Annotated in this window: 18 protein-coding genes; 11 read left to right on the top strand and 7 right to left on the bottom strand. The window is 47.6% G+C overall.

Annotated elements, in window-relative coordinates; all coding sequences use genetic code 11:
• Window positions 1-96 precede the first annotated feature (96 nt).
• The 5 genes from hpf to lptC form a co-directional block, all read right to left on the bottom strand.
• Window positions 97-432: a ribosome hibernation-promoting factor, HPF/YfiA family gene (gene hpf, locus ACZ5EJ_RS10775; protein ID WP_011635297.1), complete on the bottom strand. Its 336-nt coding sequence runs from the start codon at window positions 430-432 to the stop codon at window positions 97-99.
• A gap of 174 nt (window positions 433-606) precedes the next feature.
• On the bottom strand, window positions 607-2,070 hold the full coding sequence (locus ACZ5EJ_RS10770; protein ID WP_074456172.1) for an RNA polymerase factor sigma-54: 1,464 nt from the start codon (window positions 2,068-2,070) through the stop codon (window positions 607-609).
• A gap of 5 nt (window positions 2,071-2,075) precedes the next feature.
• Complete coding sequence (lptB, locus tag ACZ5EJ_RS10765; protein WP_011635295.1) at window positions 2,076-2,798, bottom strand: LPS export ABC transporter ATP-binding protein; 723 nt, start codon at window positions 2,796-2,798, stop codon at window positions 2,076-2,078.
• Between the two features lie 51 nt (window positions 2,799-2,849).
• Window positions 2,850-3,365 (bottom strand): lipopolysaccharide transport periplasmic protein LptA, encoded by a 516-nt coding sequence (lptA, locus tag ACZ5EJ_RS10760; protein WP_240142186.1) that lies wholly within the window; start codon window positions 3,363-3,365, stop codon window positions 2,850-2,852.
• Window positions 3,366-3,470: 105 nt separating this feature from the next.
• A complete protein-coding gene (lptC, locus tag ACZ5EJ_RS10755; protein ID WP_074456173.1) occupies window positions 3,471-4,052 on the bottom strand; it encodes an LPS export ABC transporter periplasmic protein LptC in 582 nt (193 codons plus the stop codon).
• Between the two features lie 289 nt (window positions 4,053-4,341).
• On the opposite strand from lptC, the gene nadA reads away from it, so the two are divergent.
• The 8 genes from nadA (at window position 4,342) to panC (ending at window position 11,791) form a co-directional block, all read left to right on the top strand.
• Complete coding sequence (gene nadA, locus ACZ5EJ_RS10750; RefSeq protein WP_011635292.1) at window positions 4,342-5,442, top strand: quinolinate synthase NadA; 1,101 nt, start codon at window positions 4,342-4,344, stop codon at window positions 5,440-5,442.
• A 71-nt stretch (window positions 5,443-5,513) separates the two neighbouring features.
• Window positions 5,514-6,275 (top strand): endonuclease/exonuclease/phosphatase family protein, encoded by a 762-nt coding sequence (locus ACZ5EJ_RS10745; protein ID WP_011635291.1) that lies wholly within the window; start codon window positions 5,514-5,516, stop codon window positions 6,273-6,275.
• A complete protein-coding gene (clsB, locus tag ACZ5EJ_RS10740) occupies window positions 6,272-7,429 on the top strand; it encodes a cardiolipin synthase ClsB (protein ID WP_464557066.1) in 1,158 nt (385 codons plus the stop codon). Before ACZ5EJ_RS10745 ends, clsB begins: the two co-directional genes overlap by 4 nt.
• Before the next feature lie 153 nt (window positions 7,430-7,582).
• Complete coding sequence (pcnB, locus tag ACZ5EJ_RS10735) at window positions 7,583-8,971, top strand: polynucleotide adenylyltransferase PcnB (protein ID WP_074456175.1); 1,389 nt, start codon at window positions 7,583-7,585, stop codon at window positions 8,969-8,971.
• Entirely contained in the window at window positions 8,968-9,480 is a 513-nt protein-coding gene (folK, locus tag ACZ5EJ_RS10730; protein WP_011635288.1) for a 2-amino-4-hydroxy-6-hydroxymethyldihydropteridine diphosphokinase, read from the top strand. The genes pcnB and folK overlap by 4 nt, the downstream gene beginning before the upstream one ends.
• Window positions 9,477-10,121: a deoxynucleoside kinase gene (locus ACZ5EJ_RS10725; protein ID WP_011635287.1), complete on the top strand. Its 645-nt coding sequence runs from the start codon at window positions 9,477-9,479 to the stop codon at window positions 10,119-10,121. The genes folK and ACZ5EJ_RS10725 overlap by 4 nt, the downstream gene beginning before the upstream one ends.
• Before the next feature lie 3 nt (window positions 10,122-10,124).
• Window positions 10,125-10,934, top strand: coding sequence for a 3-methyl-2-oxobutanoate hydroxymethyltransferase (panB, locus tag ACZ5EJ_RS10720; protein WP_011635286.1), 810 nt, complete (start codon window positions 10,125-10,127; stop codon window positions 10,932-10,934).
• 23 nt (window positions 10,935-10,957) lie between these two features.
• A complete protein-coding gene (gene panC / locus ACZ5EJ_RS10715; RefSeq protein WP_011635285.1) occupies window positions 10,958-11,791 on the top strand; it encodes a pantoate--beta-alanine ligase in 834 nt (277 codons plus the stop codon).
• 23 nt (window positions 11,792-11,814) lie between these two features.
• On the opposite strand, the gene glgP is transcribed toward panC, so the two are convergent.
• Window positions 11,815-14,370: an alpha-glucan family phosphorylase gene (glgP, locus tag ACZ5EJ_RS10710; RefSeq protein WP_074456176.1), complete on the bottom strand. Its 2,556-nt coding sequence runs from the start codon at window positions 14,368-14,370 to the stop codon at window positions 11,815-11,817.
• 37 nt (window positions 14,371-14,407) lie between these two features.
• A complete protein-coding gene (gene orn / locus ACZ5EJ_RS10705) occupies window positions 14,408-14,953 on the bottom strand; it encodes an oligoribonuclease (protein ID WP_074456177.1) in 546 nt (181 codons plus the stop codon).
• Between the two features lie 151 nt (window positions 14,954-15,104).
• Here orn and ACZ5EJ_RS10700 point away from each other — a divergent pair, with 151 nt between their 5' ends.
• The 3 genes from ACZ5EJ_RS10700 to rsgA are packed head-to-tail and all read left to right on the top strand — an operon-like array spanning window position 15,105 to window position 17,637.
• The gene (locus ACZ5EJ_RS10700; protein WP_074456178.1) at window positions 15,105-16,373 is read left to right on the top strand and encodes a M48 family metallopeptidase; all 1,269 of its coding nucleotides are present in this window, start codon (window positions 15,105-15,107) and stop codon (window positions 16,371-16,373) included.
• Window positions 16,370-16,711, top strand: coding sequence for a 4a-hydroxytetrahydrobiopterin dehydratase (locus ACZ5EJ_RS10695; RefSeq protein ID WP_011635281.1), 342 nt, complete (start codon window positions 16,370-16,372; stop codon window positions 16,709-16,711). Before ACZ5EJ_RS10700 ends, ACZ5EJ_RS10695 begins: the two co-directional genes overlap by 4 nt.
• Window positions 16,708-17,637 carry a ribosome small subunit-dependent GTPase A gene (gene rsgA / locus ACZ5EJ_RS10690; RefSeq protein WP_011635280.1) on the top strand — a complete coding sequence of 310 codons (930 nt, stop codon included), beginning with the start codon at window positions 16,708-16,710 and terminating at the stop codon, window positions 17,635-17,637. Before ACZ5EJ_RS10695 ends, rsgA begins: the two co-directional genes overlap by 4 nt.
• Window positions 17,638-17,665 lie beyond the last annotated feature (28 nt).

Below are 17,665 nucleotides of genomic sequence, written 5' to 3'. Positions count from 1 at the left end.
TAGTTGGCTGTTGATTAGGTACGGTCCCATTTTTCGAGATTTTTCTGGCATTGCTGCTGCAGTTCTTTACAAATATATGAGGAGAAGTGGACGGGTTTATTCGGGCTGTTCAAATTCCTGATCTTTCAGCCCACCCTGATCGTTGCGCTGTCTAATATTTTTTTCCTTATGCTTAAGGATCTGGCGAGCCAGCTTATCTGCCAGACTATCAATTGAAGCATACATATCGGTGCTATCGGCCTCGACAAAAATCTCTCTACCTGGTAAGTGAACCGTGGCTTCAGCCTTTTGTTTGAGTTTATCCACGGAAAGGGTCACATTGATAGCCATGATATTGTCAAAGTGGCGTGTGCTCCTCTCGATTTTGGACGTAACGTAGTCACGCATGGCAGGTGTGATTGCCACGTGATTACCGGTGAGATTCAAATTCATTATTTCTCCTTATGTGAGAGAGTCGTGTTCAAGGGTATCATGGAAAACTCTGAAAGTATCTGTCTGGCTATACCGACCTGAAATCAGGTTTCGAGTACACATATGCTATTTGTGAACTGTACTTTTTCACCTTGATTTGCTTCATGGTAATCAGCTGATTTTTTCAGAATTTTCCTAGGGTATTTTACGTAAATTAGTCGGGGGAATATGCATGAACTCCCGATATTTTGCAACAGTACGGCGAGCAACAACAATACCCTGCTGCGCGAGTATTTGTGAAACTTGACTATCATTAAGTGGCTTTTTTCGATCCTCATTCTGGATCAATTGCTTAATAAGTCCACGAATAGCTATGGCTGAATGTGCTTCACCCGTTTCAGCGGGAATATGGCTTCCAAAGAAATATTTGAGCTCAAAGATACCGTGCGGTGTCCGCATATACTTCTGGGTTGTGATACGAGAAATGGTTGACTCATGTAATCCAAGAACTTCGGCAATTTCACGCATAACAAGGGGGCGCACAGCTGTTTCGCCATGCTCCAGGAATGCTTGCTGGCAATCAATAATCGCCTGACTGGCCCGGAGTATGGTAACCATGCGCTGGTCGATATTTCTGATCAGCCAGCGGGCCTCTTTCAGTTGCTCCATCAGTGGTCGGATTGCTTCATTACGATTCTGCTTCAGAATGTCGGCATATAAATGGTTAACGCGCACACGCGGAACTGAATCGGAATTAAGCTGTGCCACCCAGCCTCTAGCCGATTTGGTCACAATCACATCAGGAATGACATAACGTGCTGTTGTTGCGTTGAAATCATCGCCAGGCTTGGGATTGAGTTGAGTGATCAACTGGTAAACTGACTGTAAACAGGTTTCATCACAGCCAAGAACTTTCCTGAGCAATGGGAAATTTTTGGCAGCGACACTTTCCAGGTGCTCATTGACCAGTTTGAGTGCTTCCGTTCGTAGTGGCGTTGCATCCGGCAATGCTGAAAGCTGTATAGACAGACACTCCCGCAGATTGCGTGCTCCCACGCCGGGCGGATCCAGTTGCTGAATATAAGCAAGGGCTGACTTCAGGTCCGTGATGTCGATTTCCAGTTCAACCGGAAGTAACTTGGCAAGCTCTTCCAGATCCTGAGTAAAATAACCATTATCGTCCAGACTATCCACCAGCAGCGCGGTAATTTTCTTTTTTCGTTCGCAACGTTGCCTCAAGCTGATTTGCATGAGCAGGTGTTCACGCAAGCTGGCGGGTTTGCTAACCAGGCGAGAATAGTCCTGATCATACTCCTCATCATCTTGTCTACGTGTGTCTAAAAAAGCCCCCTGATCTGAATACAATGAGTCATCTAGCCAGTCGTTCGATATTTCAGTGTTTTCTCTAATATCATGGGATTCATTAGCTTCTGCTGTAGCAGATAAATCTGATGATACTAACGAAGAATCTTGTCCTTCAGTTTCAAGTTTTTCTTGATCGATATCTTCATCCAGCTCAAGCAAAGGGTTTTCTTGGACAATACGTGAGATTTCCTGGTTGAGTTCAAGTGCAGATAGTTGAAGCAGCTGAATTGATTGTTTCAGTTGCGGTGTCAGTGTAAGGCCGGTAGAAAGCTTGAGTTGCAGAGTCGGCTTCATATTTTTCAGAGCCTGAAATGCTCCCCCAGATAAACTTCCCGGACACGTCCGTCATTGATGATTTCAGCAGGGACTCCACTGGCAAGCACGGTTCCTTCGCTGATGATATAGGCACGGTCACAAATCCCCAGTGTTTCTCGCACATTATGATCTGTGATAAGTACACCGATTCCGCGTGATTTGAGAAAACCGATGACTCTCTGGATATCCATAACGGCAATTGGATCTACTCCAGCGAAGGGTTCGTCCAGCAGGATGAAGCGCGGCTGGGATGCCAGTGCTCGTGCAATTTCTACACGCCTGCGTTCACCACCCGATAGGCTCATGCCTAGGCTCTCACGCAGATGACCGATATGCAGGTCATGTAGCAATCCGTCCAGATGCCGCTGCATTTCATCTTTCTGAAAGTGTTGTAATTCTAGTACTGCAAGAATGTTTTCTTCGACCGAAAGCCGACGGAAAACTGATGCCTCCTGGGGAAGATAGCTTAACCCCAACCGGGCGCGCTGATGAATCGGCAGCTGGCTCAGATTGTGTTCATCCAGAAATATTTCCCCTCCGTTCAATGGAACCAGTCCAACCACCATGTAGAAACAGGTGGTTTTGCCTGCACCATTAGGGCCAAGCAGACCAACAACCTCGCCGCTGCGAACAGAGAAAGATACATCCATCACGACGGTGCGTGACTGATATTTTTTTTTCAGATTTTCAGCTCTTAATTCACTCATAAGATGACCCGGAGTGGCGATATACAGTGGTAAATATATTTTTTGATAGTTTTATTTTTCTGTTTCTGCGTCAGGTTGTTTCGCTTTTGGCTGAATCACGGCACGTACCCTGTGATCAGAATTTTTATCATTTTCCGCTTGAGGCTGGCCAAATACCTGAAAAAAGTCGCTTGCTATATCGTAGGAGATATAATCCCCTTCTACTTCATCGGTGCCGCGTTTCAGTCGCGCGCTTCCAAACAATTCTATTTTGTCGGTTTTGTTGTCATATTCTGCGCGTCGGCTCCATGCTTCAACGTACTCATCAACGCCATCACGCTTTTGACGATAGCTGACCAGATTGCCATAAGCTGTAGCGTGCCGGTAACCCGTGCTGTCCTCCTTCATCACGACTTTATCTGCACGAAGAATAAGCGTTCCCTGGGTCAATATGACATTCCCGGTAAATATGCTGGTACGAAACTCCCCTTTTTGCTTGTAATCTTCGACAGTTGCGCGATCGGCTTCCAGATGAATTGGCTTATCGCGATCTGCGCGTTCAGCCAGGGCAGTGGCTGAGAAAAACATGAGAGACAAGCTTAGGAACAAACATTGAGATTGCATAAACCGATAGATACAAAAAGTAAAATAAGAAAACCAGAAGAATCAGAATCCGTGTTGGTGCGGCATCCTCTAGCGGGATGAGCGTGGTGTACGTTCGTCATGTGCTTTGACCCGGGACTGCATCAAAATCTCACCGGTCCGATTGTTCATGAACAACCCTACGGCGTTGAGAACACTGTTCATTCTGATCACGGTAACTGGTCGATCGGTTTTGGCGATATCAGTATCCGGAATAAGGTGTAAAAAATCAGTCAGCATGGTTACCTTGTCTTTGTCCAGATCTTCTCCCCTGATAATAGAAACGTTTTCGGTTAGGAAAATATCATCTCCATCTTTAGTCAGCTCAGCCCAATCAGAAGTCACTCTGAGCAGTGGTTTATCCGGTTCTATGCTGGTAAAGCGTACGTGCTCCAGCTGCGTTATGTCTTCTGTTGAGTAGTGGATCAGTTTGTCAGCTGAGAAAAAACGATTTCGTTCAAATTCATGGTTGACCTGTATCCCGTTAAGATTTTCAATGATGTAGTCTATCTCTTGCTGCAAATCGTTGCCCTGCTGCAGGCGCGGGCGCTGCAGGACGCTGTCCAGCCAGAGAGTAAGCAGAAGCAAAATAACCAACCATATGGACGGTCTTGAAAATAATGAACGTGTCATGTTAAGACATATTACGCATAGACTTTATGATGAATATGGATTGTTTCTCCGGTCATTCCCGATCAAACAGTATAGTTAAAAACAGACAACACACTGTTAATGCGCTGTTTTTAGGAATTATAGCAGAGTCCCTTTTTCACAATAGTTGTCGCATTCAGAGCCAAGTATCTTTGTTTTCGGCGGGTATTGCAGAATCTGCAGAACAGCTTTTTAATTTGCACTTTTTGCTTGAATAAGTATCTTAATGTGATTATGGTCATATTTCACGATAAATAAAGCTGGATTGATTATGCAAGCAAACGCAATCGATTTTGAGAATTACGAATTACTGCAAGATGAAGTATGTACGCAACGGATCGTTGCAGCTAAACAGAAGCTGGGAAAGCGCGCCATTATATTGGCACATCACTATCAGCGTGCAGATGTTTACCGGCATGCCGATCTGACCGGAGACTCACTTAAGCTTTCTTATCTCGCCGCGCAGACAGATGCTGATTTTCTGGTGTTTTGCGGGGTGCACTTCATGGCAGAGGTAGCGGATATTCTTTCCAGCCCTGAACAAACCGTCATCCTGCCTGATCTTTCCGCAGGTTGCTCTATGGCAGATATGGCTAATCTCACCAAGGTAGAACGTGCTTGGCGTGAACTGACAGAAGTGCTCGACCCGGATGAGGGGGTGACACCAGTAACTTATATCAATTCCAGTGCTGATCTAAAGGCCTTTTGTGGACAACATGGTGGTATCGTTTGTACTTCCAGTAACGCTGTAAAGATTCTGCAATGGGCATTTGACCGACGTGAAAAAGTACTGTTTTTCCCTGATCAGCACCTAGGTCGTTGGAGCGGATACAAGATGGGGCTATCGTCGGATGAAATGCCAGTGTGGGATTTTGATGAACCCATGGGCGGATTGACACCAGAACAGATTGAAAAAGCCAAAATCCTTTTATGGAAAGGGCATTGTTCCGTTCACCAAATGTTTCAGCCGCAGCATATCCTTCGCTTTCGCAACCAATATCCGGATGGGTTGGTTATTTCACATCCGGAATGCAGCTTTGAGGTGTGTAAGGCATCTGATTTTGTTGGATCGACCGAGTACATCATCAATACCATCCGGGCAGCGAAAGCCGGTACTCGCTGGCTGGTCGGGACGGAATTGAATCTGGTTGGTCGCATTGCTGAGGAGTTCAAGTCCGAAGGCAAAATTATTCAGTTCATGTCGCCGATGGTATGTATGTGTTCGACTATGGCGCGGATCGATCCACAGCACTTGGCCTGGTCACTTGAAAATCTGGCTGAGGGTCGTGTGGTTAATCAGATTAGCGTGCCGGAACCACAGGCCAGTCTGGCCAGGCTGACGCTCGAAAAGATGCTTGAGGTCTCGAAATAGTATCGATGGTGAAATTGCCGGTTTTGTCTGCGGATACTGACAGGATTGCTTCTCTGCCAGGAAACGAAGCAATGCGTGAATCTAATCGGACATTACATATCGCAACTTATAACATTCACAAGGGGCTGTCGTTTTTTAATCAGCGTGTGGTATTGCATGAATTGCGTGACTATTTGCGTAGCCTGAATGTCGATATCATTTTTTTGCAAGAGGTGATCGGGGAGCATACGCTGCATGCCAGCCGCTTTCAGGATTGGCCGAAAGATGCTCAGTATGAATTTTTGGCGGATGCAGTGTGGTCGGATTTTGCCTATGGAAAGAATGCGGTTTATAACCATGGCCATCACGGCAATGCCATTCTCAGCCGCTTTCCCATATCAAGCTGGGAGAATGAAGATATTTCGGCACACCGATTTGAAAGTCGCGGATTGTTACATTGCGAGCTGGCCATTCCCGGATGGAAAGACGCGTTGCACTGCATCTGTGTGCATCTGGGGCTGTTTAAGCGTGGAAGGTATCGGCAGCTGGAGGCCATAGAGCGCCGCATCCGGCAACTGGTACCGCCTGATGCACCGCTCGTACTCGCGGGAGATTTTAATGACTGGCGTGGTGTGGCAAATCAGGCTTTGGCCAGTCGCTTGAATCTGGTTGAGGTTTTTCAGTATACGCAGGGTAAGGCGGCGCGCAGTTTTCCATCTGTTTTGCCGTTGCTGCGTCTGGATAGAATTTATATCCGTGGTTTTCAGGTAAAAAATGCCCGGATTTTTCATAATCGCCCCTGGTCCAGAATTTCAGACCATGCTGCGTTGTCGGCCCAGATTATGCGTAAATGAGTTTGCCTGATTTTGTCGAAGGAAACTGTATAACACTACTGCATTCCGGCACGGAATATTTCCCGGTGCTGGAATCGGCCATTGATTCGACCAGGCAGGAAATTTATCTCGAAACTTATATTTTTCAGTACGATACAACCGGTATCCGAATTGCTGAAGCGCTTAAACGGGCAGCACAACGCGGGGTAGCTGTCCATCTGTTGATTGATGGGTTTGGCTCGCTCGGCCTGCCCGGGAAAGTAATTCGGGAGATGCTTGCAGCAGGTGTGCGAGTACTGATATATCGGCCGGAGTTTTTTTCATTCCGGCTCAAACGCTCCCGCTTGCGTCGTATGCATCGCAAACTGGCGGTTATGGATGCCAGTTTGGCATTTGTGGGAGGAATTAATATTGTCGATGATTGCTACGAATCTGATGCGTTATTTCCACGATTCGATTATGCTGTTCAAATTATCGGTCCGCTACTGGAAAAAATTCATGCTACAGCAAGGCATCTGTGGATGTTGGTTGCATGGGTTTATTTCAAAAAGCGCTGGACAAATTATTTGTCTGTTGTCAGCAATAATCTGCCGGCAGGTCATCAGCGTGCATCGTTGGTTATCCGGGATAATCTGCGTAACCGGCATAGTATTGAGCATTGCTATCTCAGGGCAATAGCGGTTGCTCGCAAGGAAATCATTATTGCCAATGCCTATTTTCTTCCCGGGAAGAATTTTCGGCAGGCGCTGATCAAGGCCGCACAGCGTGGTGTCTCGGTTATCCTTCTGCTACAGGGGAAATCGGAATATCGCTTGCAATATTACGCCATGCATGCCCTGTATGGCCACCTGCTGGATGCCGGTATCCGTATCTACGAGTACCGACAAGGGTATCTGCATGCCAAAGTGGCAGTTATTGACGGCTCCTGGTCTACTGTTGGTTCTTCCAATATTGATCCGTTCAGTTTATTGCTGGCACGTGAAGCCAATCTCATTATCTTAGATCGGATATTTGCAGCGGGATTACGGGGCAGTCTGCAACGGACATTGGAAGTCTCTTGTCCGGTGTTACAGCATTCCTGGAGAGGCCGGTCACGAATTAAACGTTCGCTGAACTGGATATGCTATTACTTCATCCGGATGGCGTGGGGATTGCTGGGATACCGTCGGGACTAAGATCCCTTGGCCGCTTTAATACGATCTTGTCGCATACTCGGATACGGAATAACCAATGCCCGATTGCCATTTTCTTTTGTGGGCCAGTGTTTCATCAAAGTCTAATTTGTTACCAGGTGTATAATTTGTCGTTCACAGGTATTGCATCCAGGCATGATCCGTAAATTTCTGCATCATATTTTTTCCTTCGGCTCTACAGTTTCTGTTACAGCTGCTCCGGCATTCCGAGCCATTGCATATGAGCGGCATGGAATTTCGCGCAGCAGCATTAGTGCCGGTTCGCTGAAAGTTGCACTGACTTTACAGCAGGCAGGTTATTCTGCCTATATTGTGGGTGGTGCCGTCCGTGATCTGCTGTTAGGGCTGAAGCCCAAGGATTATGATATTGTCACTGATGCCACGCCTGAAGAAGTGCGCGCAATCTTCCGTCATTCACGCATTATTGGTCGGCGTTTCCGGCTGGTGCACGTCATGAGCAAGGGAGAAACAGTGGAAGTATCCACTTTTCGCGGTAAGGCGGCTGATGATCTGATTCAGTCTGACAAAGAGTGTGCCTATATCGATGCCACCGGACGGTTGTTGCACGATAACTTTTTTGGCAGCCAGGAAGAGGATGTAAGACGTCGTGATTTCACTATCAATGCCTTGTTCTATAATCCTGCTACAGAAGAGATCATTGACTATCTAAGCGGTTTCGAAGATGTCATGGCAAAGCGGTTGAGCATCATCGGAGATCCAGAGCAGCGTTACCGGGAAGATCCGGTACGGATGTTGCGGGCAGTGCGTCTTGCTGCCAAGCTGGGCATTCAGATCGATGACAGGACAGCTGCACCTATTGGTGATCTTGCGCCATTGTTACTGAATGTTCCAGCGGCACGCCTGTTTGACGAGATGTTGAAGCTATTGTTTTCTGGTCATGCACTGACAGCTGTGATTGATCTGCGAACGCGAGGGTTGCATCATGGGTTACTGCCGATGCTGGATGTAATTCTGGAGCAGCCTCTGGGTGAACGATTTATTTCTCTGGCACTAAAAAATACGGATGAGCGGGTGCGGCAGGGTAAACCGGTTTCTCCCGGATTCTTATTTGCAGCATTGTTGTGGCATGAAGTGTTGGCGGTATGGAATATTCATCTGAAGGCGGGTGAAAAAAATATTCCCGCATTATTACATAGAGCGATGGGCGATGTTCTGGCGGCTCAGCGCCGCCGATTGGCCATTCCGCGCAGGCATGATGGCGTTATTTATGATATCTGGTCCTTGCAGCCAAGGTTTCTGGCGCGCGCAGGTCGTAAGCCATTTCGCCTGCTGGAGCATCCACATTTCCCTGCCGCCTATGATTTTATGCTGTTGCGGTGTAAAAGCGGAGAAATCGACGAAGAGCTGGGGCAATGGTGGCAAACATTCAAAAATACCGATAATGCTGCCCGGGAAGCAATGTTGCTGCAGGAAGCCCCGACAAAACGTCGCAGAAAACGTCGCCGTAGCAGTCAATCGGAAAGTGTAAAAGTAGACTCTCCCATTAATCAGGATATTTCATGACATCTGATTTTCATCCTGAATCTATCAGCCGTATTTTTATTGCATTAGGCAGCAACCTGGAAAATCCTTTGTCTCAGGTCAGGCGTGGAATACTGCTGTTAGCCGAGCTGGAACATTCACGTCTGGTAAAACGTTCTTCGTTTTACCGCACTGCTCCGATTGGCAATACCGATCAGCCCGATTTCATCAATGCGGTAGTACAGATGGAAACAAATCTGACACCGCATCACCTGCTCGATACTCTACTGGAAATCGAGCGTGCTTGCGGTCGTGTGCGTACTTTTCCCAACGCCCCACGCATCCTTGATCTGGATATTCTGTTATTTGGAAACCTGCAACACAGTGATACAAAACTGGTGTTGCCACATCCACGTATGCATGAGCGCGCTTTTGTACTGCAACCCTTGCTGGAAATCGCAGCAGATTGCGTGATTCCGGGAAGAGGCCCAGCTGCCGCTTGTCTGGCTGCGTGTATGAAACAACCATTGGAGTATATTGCATCATCATGAATCTTGAGCGCTGCCGCTATATTGTTGTTGAAGGACCTGTCGGTGCGGGTAAGACCAGCCTTGCCCGTAATATGGCAACCCGTTTGAACTGTTCACTTATGCTGGAGCAGCCGGAGGCTAATCCGTTTCTAGAGAAATTCTATGAAGATACGCCCAGATATGCCTTGTCAACCCAGTTGTTTTTTTTGCTCCAGCGCAGGCATCAACTGCAATTGATGAGGCAGGAAAATGGTTTCTCACAATCTGTCGTGAGTGATTTTTTATTTGAAAAAGGTCAGTTGTTTGCAGCCGTTGCGTTGAGTGAACCCGAGCACGGGTTATACCGGCAGATCTGCGAACAGATGCCCCTCGATGCACCGGCGCCTGATCTGGTGATTTATCTGCAGGTTTCACCCGAAGTCCTCATTAAACGCATCCGGCAACGTGGCAATACGCTGGAACAGAACATATCGGAGGATTATCTGCGACGCCTGGCAGAGCGCTATATGCAATTTTTTCATGAGTACGATCGAGCGCCGGTCATGATCGTGAATAGCGAACATATTGATCTGGCGAACAGTATTGCCGATTTTGATCTGTTACTGACGCGCATTGACCAGATGCGCAGTGCACGTGAATATTTTAATGTTGGAGCCAGTTAACAGATGGATCGGCCGGTTACAAAACGTATAACGGTTTTGACACTGCAGAATATTTACCGGGAGAAGGGGAAAATAGCGGCCCTGACCTGTTATGACGCAACGTTTGCTGCGGTACTGGAAAACGCAGGAGTTGATATTCTGCTGGTGGGGGATTCGCTTGGAAACGTGATACAAGGTCAGGCCAGTACTTTGCCGGTTACACTGGATGAAATGATCTACCACGTTTGCTGTGTAGAGCGCGGTACTCACAGCGTATTTATCCTGGCTGACATGCCGTTTGGCACGTTCCAGGTGTCTCCACAGGAAGCATTCAGGAATGCAGTTCGGTTAATGGCTGCCGGTGCGCAGATGGTTAAGGTTGAAGGGGGAAGGCATATGGCAGAAACCATAGAATTTTTGACCTGTCGTGGCATTCCGGTATGTGCCCATATCGGGTTAATACCTCAGTCTGTCCACCAGTTAGGCGGCTACAAAATTCAAGGGAAAACACCTGATGGTGCCAGACAATTGCTGGAGGATGCACTGCTATTGCAAAAGGCAGGGGCGGCCATGCTCGTGATGGAGTTGATCCCGGCTGCACTGGGAGAGGAAATTACCCGGTCACTATCCATCCCGACTATCGGCATTGGTGCTGGTGCAGTATGTTCGGGACAGGTCTTGGTGTTGCACGATATGTTAGGCATCAGTAGTGGTACTTTGCCGCGTTTTGTCAAAAATTTCATGGCAGGCGCAGATAGTATTCAGGTGGCAGTCAGGAATTATGTGAAAGCAGTCAAAACCGGAGAATTTCCTGCGCATGAACATATGTTCTGACAGGTACGATACGAATTATTCACGTGGAAATAATCACTGATATCGCATCGTTGCGTGTGCGGCTTCAAGATGAAGCTTCAATAGCCCTGGTGCCAACTATGGGTAATCTGCATGCGGGCCATTTATCTCTGGTGCGGATCGCTCAGCAGCATGCTGCTTGTACCGTCGTCAGTATCTTCGTCAATCGTTTGCAATTTGCTCCGCATGAAGATTATGACCGCTATCCACGTACCCAGGAGAACGATTGTCGCTTGCTGGAAGAATATGGTGTGGATATCGTATTTATTCCAGGTGAAAAAACACTTTTTCCTATCCCACAGGAATTTCAGTTACTGCTTCCACCTGTGGCAGATACGCTGGAAGGTGCTTGTCGCCCTGGATTTTTCCGTGGGGTGACAACGGTTGTATTGAAGCTGTTCAATATCGTGCAGCCACAGGTTGCGATATTCGGTGAAAAAGACTACCAGCAACTGCAGATTATCTGCAGGATGGTTGCTCAACTGAATCTGCCCGTAGAAATTATTGCTGGCCAGACGATACGGGCAGAAGACGGTCTGGCGCTCAGTTCACGTAATAATTACCTTGATAACATCCAGCGGCAGAAAGCGAGCGAGCTGGCTTGTAATCTGAAGAAAATTGGAGAAAGTATTGCTTCGGGTGAACGAAATTTCCCACAGTTAGAATGGTCTGCCATCGAAAGGCTGAATATGCACGGCTGGAAAGTTGACTATATTTCGGTACGACAGAATCGCACGCTGTTACCGGCAACAGCGTGCGATTCTGGTTTGGTCATATTGGGCGCGGCGTGGCTGGATCAAATTCGGCTGATTGACAATTTTCCGTTGGTATTGTCATAACAAGAATAATAATGGACTGGCTATCACAGCCATACCATCTTGCCCATTTCCAGTGGGTGAGTCAGCAGCGGGTGATAGGGGTAGACACGTAGATAATATTGCTGTCTGCCGCACAATTCCGGTATATGGTTCAGTTCGAACTGATGCTCGTTCGGCTCGATGATGCCGGTGCATTCCAGCCGAAAATTCTGGAACTGATTGAGCCTGACTTTGTTGTATTGCCGCGAGAGCAGCAACTCCACGACGACATCTTCTGGTTGCAGGCCGTTTAACTTCACAGCGAGTTTAAAATGCAAGGCGTTACCAAATTCGAGCTGCTTGCTGGGTATGTCGAGTCGTCGCACACTTACGCCGTTCCATGCTGCATTTATTCGCGCTTTCCAGGCGGCAATATCTTTGGCGATTGCAAAATTATCCTGACTGTAGCCCGCCCCTTGCCGACTGGCGAGTGTGTAAAACTTCTGGATATATTCTCCAACCATTCGCCTGGTTCCGTATTGTGGTAACAGAGAGGTCATTGAATGTTTGGCCATGTTTACCCATTCGACCGAGTAACCAAACTTGCCGTGATCGTAATAGAGTGGAATGACCTGATCTTGCAGGATTTCGTAGAAAGCCCGACCTTCTTCGGCATCGCGTAATGAAGCTTCCAGATTCTCCGAAACAGGTTTGATTCCCCACCCGTTTTTGCCGTCATAGCCTTCTCCCCACCAGCCATCCAGTATACTCAGATTGAGTGTGCCATTGATTCCTGCTTTCATGCCTGATGTACCACTGGCTTCCAGTGGATAGATAGGGTTGTTGAGCCAGACATCAACGCCTGATACCAGTCGCCGGGCGAGGCGCAAATCATACCCTTCCACCAGCAGGATATGCCCTCTGAATTCTGGCATATCTGCGATATGATAGATGTGTCGAATCAATTCCTGGCCAGGCAGATCGGCTGGATGGGCCTTACCGGCAAAAATCAGTAATACCGGGCGTTCGGGGTCAAGCAGTAGTTTACGCAGCCAGTCAAGATCTCGAAACAGTAGTTTGGCGCGCTTGTAGGTAGCGAAACGGCGCGCAAAGCCCAGTGTCAATATATTCGGGTTGATCGGATCAGCAAATCTGAGCAGGCGATCAAGATGGGCTTCAGAGCCATGATTACGTAAATTCTGCTCGGTCAGGCGCGCGCGGATACCGTAAAACATTTGTGATTTCAGACTCTGCCGTACACTCCAGAATATATGGTCCGGAATGTTATGAATGCCTGACCAGAATTCGGGGTCCTGTTGTTTGTTGCGCCATTGCGGACCCAGGCGGCGGTCAAATAGATCCACCCATTCCTGTGCCAGAAATGTCGGTACATGGACGCCATTGGTAACATAGTCAATTGGATTTTCTTCTGGCTCGATCTGTGGCCACAAATCCCGACAAATATTGGCGGAGACATCTCGGTGGATTCTGCTGACGCCGTTATGCATGCGCGACATGCGAATGGCCAGCGCGGTCATGTTGAAGTCATGATTATTTGAAGTGTGACCAAGCGCCATGAATTCTTCCCGGGAAATTTTCAGTTCGTGATAAATATCCTGAAAATAATGGTGCATCATGTCTTCCGGGAAATGATCGTGACCCGCCGGAACGGCCGTATGGGTGGTAAAGATCGTATTGACTGCTACCGCCTCTGTTGCGCTGGCAAAATCCAGCCCTTGTCGTACCAGCTCAAGAGCGCGTGCCAACATCATGAAGGCGGCATGGCCTTCATTACTGTGCCAGATTGTGGGTTTGATATCCATTTCCCTGAGTGCGGCTACTCCGCCCACGCCGAGAATGATTTCCTGCTCGATGCGCATGGTGTTGTTTCCACCGTAAAGCTGGTGTGTGATCAGACGATCATGTTCGGAATTATCCGAAAGATCGGTATCGAGCAGATACAAACTGACATGTCCGATTTGTGCTCGCCATACTTTGACGGTAACGATTCGTCCGGGGAATTGCACAGATATTCTAACTTCCGAGCCATCATCATGTAGTACGGGTTTTACCGGCAGATCCTCGAAATCCGAGTCGCAGTAAACAGGCTGCTGATTACCGTGGCCATCAATAGTCTGGAAGAAGTAGCCCTGCCGATAAAGCAGTCCAACTGCAACAAAAGGGAGACACAGATCGCTGGCAGCTTTGCAGTGATCGCCAGCAAGAATGCCAAGACCACCAGAATAAACCGGCAGGCTTTCATGAAAACCAAACTCAAAACAGAAATACGCAACCTGATCACGCACATTCAGCCCCTTAATGGTCTGGTGGCGAGAAGGCTCCGAATGATAGGAATCGTAAGCAGACAGAACACTATTGTAATGGCCGAGGAATGTCAGATCTTCTGCCGCCTGGAGTAGTGCGGATTCATTCACCCGTCTGAGAAACGCTTTGGGGCTGTGCCCTACAATTCCCCATAGCTGTGGATCAAGCCTCGAAAACAGAGCGCGTGTGGCTCGATCCCAGCTGTACCAGAGATTATTTGCTAGTTCCTCCAACCGATCCAAGCGTGCCGGTATTTTGGGGCTGATGGTAAGTGTAAATGCAGTGCGTTGAGTCATTCATTGAGCTCCTGTAGTAGAGATGAATCACGGACATTCAGATATTAAACAGGTGCTGACGATAGTGTTTGAGTTCTTCTATTGAGTCGTAAATATCAGCCAGTGCTTCATGTTTACCTTGCTTGTTGAATCCCTGGGCAACTTCAGGTTTCCAGCGTTTGGCCAATTCCTTAAGTGTACTGACATCCAGATTGCGGTAATGAAAATAAGCTTCCAGTTGCGGCATGCATCTGGCTAGGAAACGTCGATCCTGGCAGATTGAATTTCCGCACATAGGCGAGATATCGGCCGGGACGTATGGCGCCAAGAATGCCAGCATGCGAGCTTCTGCTTCGGTTTCACTCAATGTTGAAGCCTTGACCTTATCGATCAAGCCAGATTTGCCGTGTGTGGACTGGTTCCATTTATCCATCCCGTTAAGGACACTGTCTGGTTGTGAAACGACCAGTACCGGTGCTTCAGCTACTGTGTTGAGTTGCGCATCTGTGACGACCAGGGCGATTTCGATAATGCAGTCAGTATTCGGATTCAGACCGGTCATTTCCATGTCTATCCAGATAAGGTTGTTACTGTCTTGTGCCATAATTCTGAATGTTTGTTACGTGAATTTTCAAGATAGGATTGTGTCACATCCAAGTATACTCGTCGTGATCGGTCTGCTTCCCTGTTTTGGGGTGCATAAAGAGTAAAATCCTAGCATGTCCTGTTCAGATACTTAATTTCCAGGTGGTTTTATGCATATTTTCACCATTGTTTTTATTCTTGCGCTGACATTGACTACGTTGGTGCAGTTGTGGCTGGCTACCCGGCACATACGCCATATAACAGCAAACCGCGACCAGGTTCCAGCTGCTTTCGCTTCACAAATTGAATTATCTGCTCACCAGAAAGCAGCTGATTATACCTGTGCAAAAGTACGCCTGAGTTATCCAGGCATACTGCTCAACACAGGTTTGTTGCTAGTGTTGACACTGGGTGGTGGATTGGAATTGCTGTCGGACTTCTGGTATTCCTGGTTCAGTGATCCGCTATGGCATGGGATGGTACTCATTTTTAGTGTATTAGCTCTGCTGAGTATAGTTGCAATCCCTTTTAATTATTACCGTACATTCGTCATTGAACAGCAATACGGATTCAACAAGATGACACGAGCCATGTTTTTTACTGATCTTGTCAAGCAGACCGTGGTGGTGGCATTGTTGGGTGCGCCATTGTTGTTGAGTGTCCTGTGGTTGATGGAAAAAACAGGAGATAACTGGTGGTTATATACTTGGTTGACCTGGATAGGTTTTAACCTGTTTCTACTGGCGGTTTATCCTAACTGGATTGCCCCGCTGTTCAACAAGTTTTCACCGTTGGAAAATGATTTACTCAAGGCTCGTATTGAAAATCTGTTGCGGAAGTGTGGTTTTGAATCCAGTGGGTTGTTCGTTATGGATGGCTCTCGTCGCAGCAGTCATGGCAATGCCTATTTTACCGGGTTTGGTAAAACGAAGCGGATTGTGTTCTTTGATACGTTGCTGAACCGTTTGGAAGCTGCGGAAATCGAAGCGGTGCTGGCACATGAGCTGGGCCATTTCAAACGGCATCATGTCATCAAGCGGATTGCGCTGTCGTTTGTAGTCAGTCTGTTGTTTCTATGGGTGTTGGGTTATCTAATGCAGCAACCGTGGTTCTATAATGGACTGGGTGTTCAGGTGGCTGATGTGCCATCAACCGCCATAGCACTATTGCTGTTCTTTCTGGTGATGCCGGTATTTACCTTTTTGCTGCAACCATTATCCAGTATCTATTCACGCAAACATGAATTTGAGGCAGATGAATATGCAGCTCAGCAATCATCGGCGGCAGATATGATCCAGGCGCTGGTCAAGATGTATCAGGATAACGCTGCGACGCTGACACCTGATCCGCTACATTCTGCTTTTTATGATTCGCACCCGCCAGCAGCAATTCGGGTTGCGCATCTCAAGAAAATAATCACAACAGGAGCTGCAGCATGACTAATATCTGTGACTTGGCTGACCGGAAATGTAAGCCGTGCGAGGGAGGAGTTCCTCCATTGAGGAAAGAAGAAGCTGAAAATTTGTTGAAGCAGTTGGAGCAGGGCTGGCAACTGGCAGATAACAGAATCAGCAGGACTTTTTCTTTCAAGAATTATTACCAGACGATGGCTTTTGTCAATGCGGTTGCCTGGGTATCACATCAGGAAGATCATCATCCGGATATGATGGTTGGTTATAACCAGTGCCGTGTAGAGTATACGACGCACGCCATTGGCGGATTATCGGAAAATGACTTTATCTGTGCGGCGAAAGTCGATATGTTGCTCATATCTTGAGAGCCAGAGATATTGGCGTAAATAAAGCCGGATCGCCATTGCTCGGCAGGGTAGTAGCGGCCTATGGCCGTCATTTTGAAGTCGAAACTGCACATACTATTTATTCCTGTGTTGTACGTGGTAAGAAAAAAGGAGTGGTATGTGGTGATTGGGTTGAAATGCTTCCGACAACGGACGGCCAGGGTATTATCGAAACTATCCTGTCTCGTTCAAGCCTCTTTTATCGTAGCGAGCTCTTTCGTGAAAAACTGATCGCGGCCAATGTCACGCAGTTGATTTTTGTGCTGGCGGTTGTTCCAACTTGTAATTTTGAATTGCTTGATCGTTGTCTGATTGTTGCCGAAAACCAGGGAATCAAGTCGCTCATTATATTGAACAAGATCGACCTAATTGGCAAGGATGTGCAAAGGCAGGTTGTTGCACAAAGCTTGGTGTTTTACCGGGAGCTGGGGTATCCCGTACTGGAGATCAGTGCGGAAGCCAACGCTCAGCTACTTGTTCCGTTCCTGGGCGGACAGATCAGTCTATTGGCGGGGCAATCTGGTGTGGGCAAATCCACGCTGCTTAACGCACTTATTCCAGTGGCGCAGCAGGCAACCGCAGAAATTTCCGATGCACTGGATAGCGGACGACACACGACTACCCATGTTCGTCTTTTTCATCTTGATACGAACAGTAGCATCATTGATTCCCCTGGTTTTCAGGAATTCGGTCTGCAACAACTGGATGAAGAATCACTGGCATGGGGGTTTGTCGAATTTCGTCCTTTTCTGAAACAGTGCAAATTCCGGAATTGCCGGCATGTTTCAGAGCCGGGTTGCAGATTATTGCAAGCGGCGCAGGAAGGTATTCTTAATTCACGCCGGTTAGCTTGTTACCATAAGTTGATGAAGTGCATAAAGGAATCCCTCCCTGGAGGGAGGTAAACAAAGGAAGCTGGCGATAAATAACCCG

The sequence above is a fragment of the Nitrosomonas sp. TNE100 genome, assembly GCF_055387135.1.
This window is presented reverse-complemented; position numbering and strand designations above follow the sequence as displayed.

Coding starts and splice junctions, on each gene's coding strand:
- lptC (WP_074456173.1), bottom strand. CDS start 4,052: ATGACACGTTCATTATTTTCAAGACCGTCCATATGGTTGGTTATTTTG.
- hpf (WP_011635297.1), bottom strand. CDS start 432: ATGAATTTGAATCTCACCGGTAATCACGTGGCAATCACACCTGCCATG.
- clsB (WP_464557066.1), top strand. CDS start 6,272: ATGAGTTTGCCTGATTTTGTCGAAGGAAACTGTATAACACTACTGCAT.
- pcnB (WP_074456175.1), top strand. CDS start 7,583: ATGATCCGTAAATTTCTGCATCATATTTTTTCCTTCGGCTCTACAGTT.
- panB (WP_011635286.1), top strand. CDS start 10,125: ATGGATCGGCCGGTTACAAAACGTATAACGGTTTTGACACTGCAGAAT.
- orn (WP_074456177.1), bottom strand. CDS start 14,953: ATGGCACAAGACAGTAACAACCTTATCTGGATAGACATGGAAATGACC.
- lptB (WP_011635295.1), bottom strand. CDS start 2,798: ATGAGTGAATTAAGAGCTGAAAATCTGAAAAAAAAATATCAGTCACGC.
- ACZ5EJ_RS10695 (WP_011635281.1), top strand. CDS start 16,370: ATGACTAATATCTGTGACTTGGCTGACCGGAAATGTAAGCCGTGCGAG.
- ACZ5EJ_RS10745 (WP_011635291.1), top strand. CDS start 5,514: ATGCGTGAATCTAATCGGACATTACATATCGCAACTTATAACATTCAC.
- ACZ5EJ_RS10700 (WP_074456178.1), top strand. CDS start 15,105: ATGCATATTTTCACCATTGTTTTTATTCTTGCGCTGACATTGACTACG.
- glgP (WP_074456176.1), bottom strand. CDS start 14,370: ATGACTCAACGCACTGCATTTACACTTACCATCAGCCCCAAAATACCG.
- lptA (WP_240142186.1), bottom strand. CDS start 3,365: ATGTTTTTCTCAGCCACTGCCCTGGCTGAACGCGCAGATCGCGATAAG.
- ACZ5EJ_RS10770 (WP_074456172.1), bottom strand. CDS start 2,070: ATGAAGCCGACTCTGCAACTCAAGCTTTCTACCGGCCTTACACTGACA.
- nadA (WP_011635292.1), top strand. CDS start 4,342: ATGCAAGCAAACGCAATCGATTTTGAGAATTACGAATTACTGCAAGAT.
- folK (WP_011635288.1), top strand. CDS start 8,968: ATGACATCTGATTTTCATCCTGAATCTATCAGCCGTATTTTTATTGCA.
- ACZ5EJ_RS10725 (WP_011635287.1), top strand. CDS start 9,477: ATGAATCTTGAGCGCTGCCGCTATATTGTTGTTGAAGGACCTGTCGGT.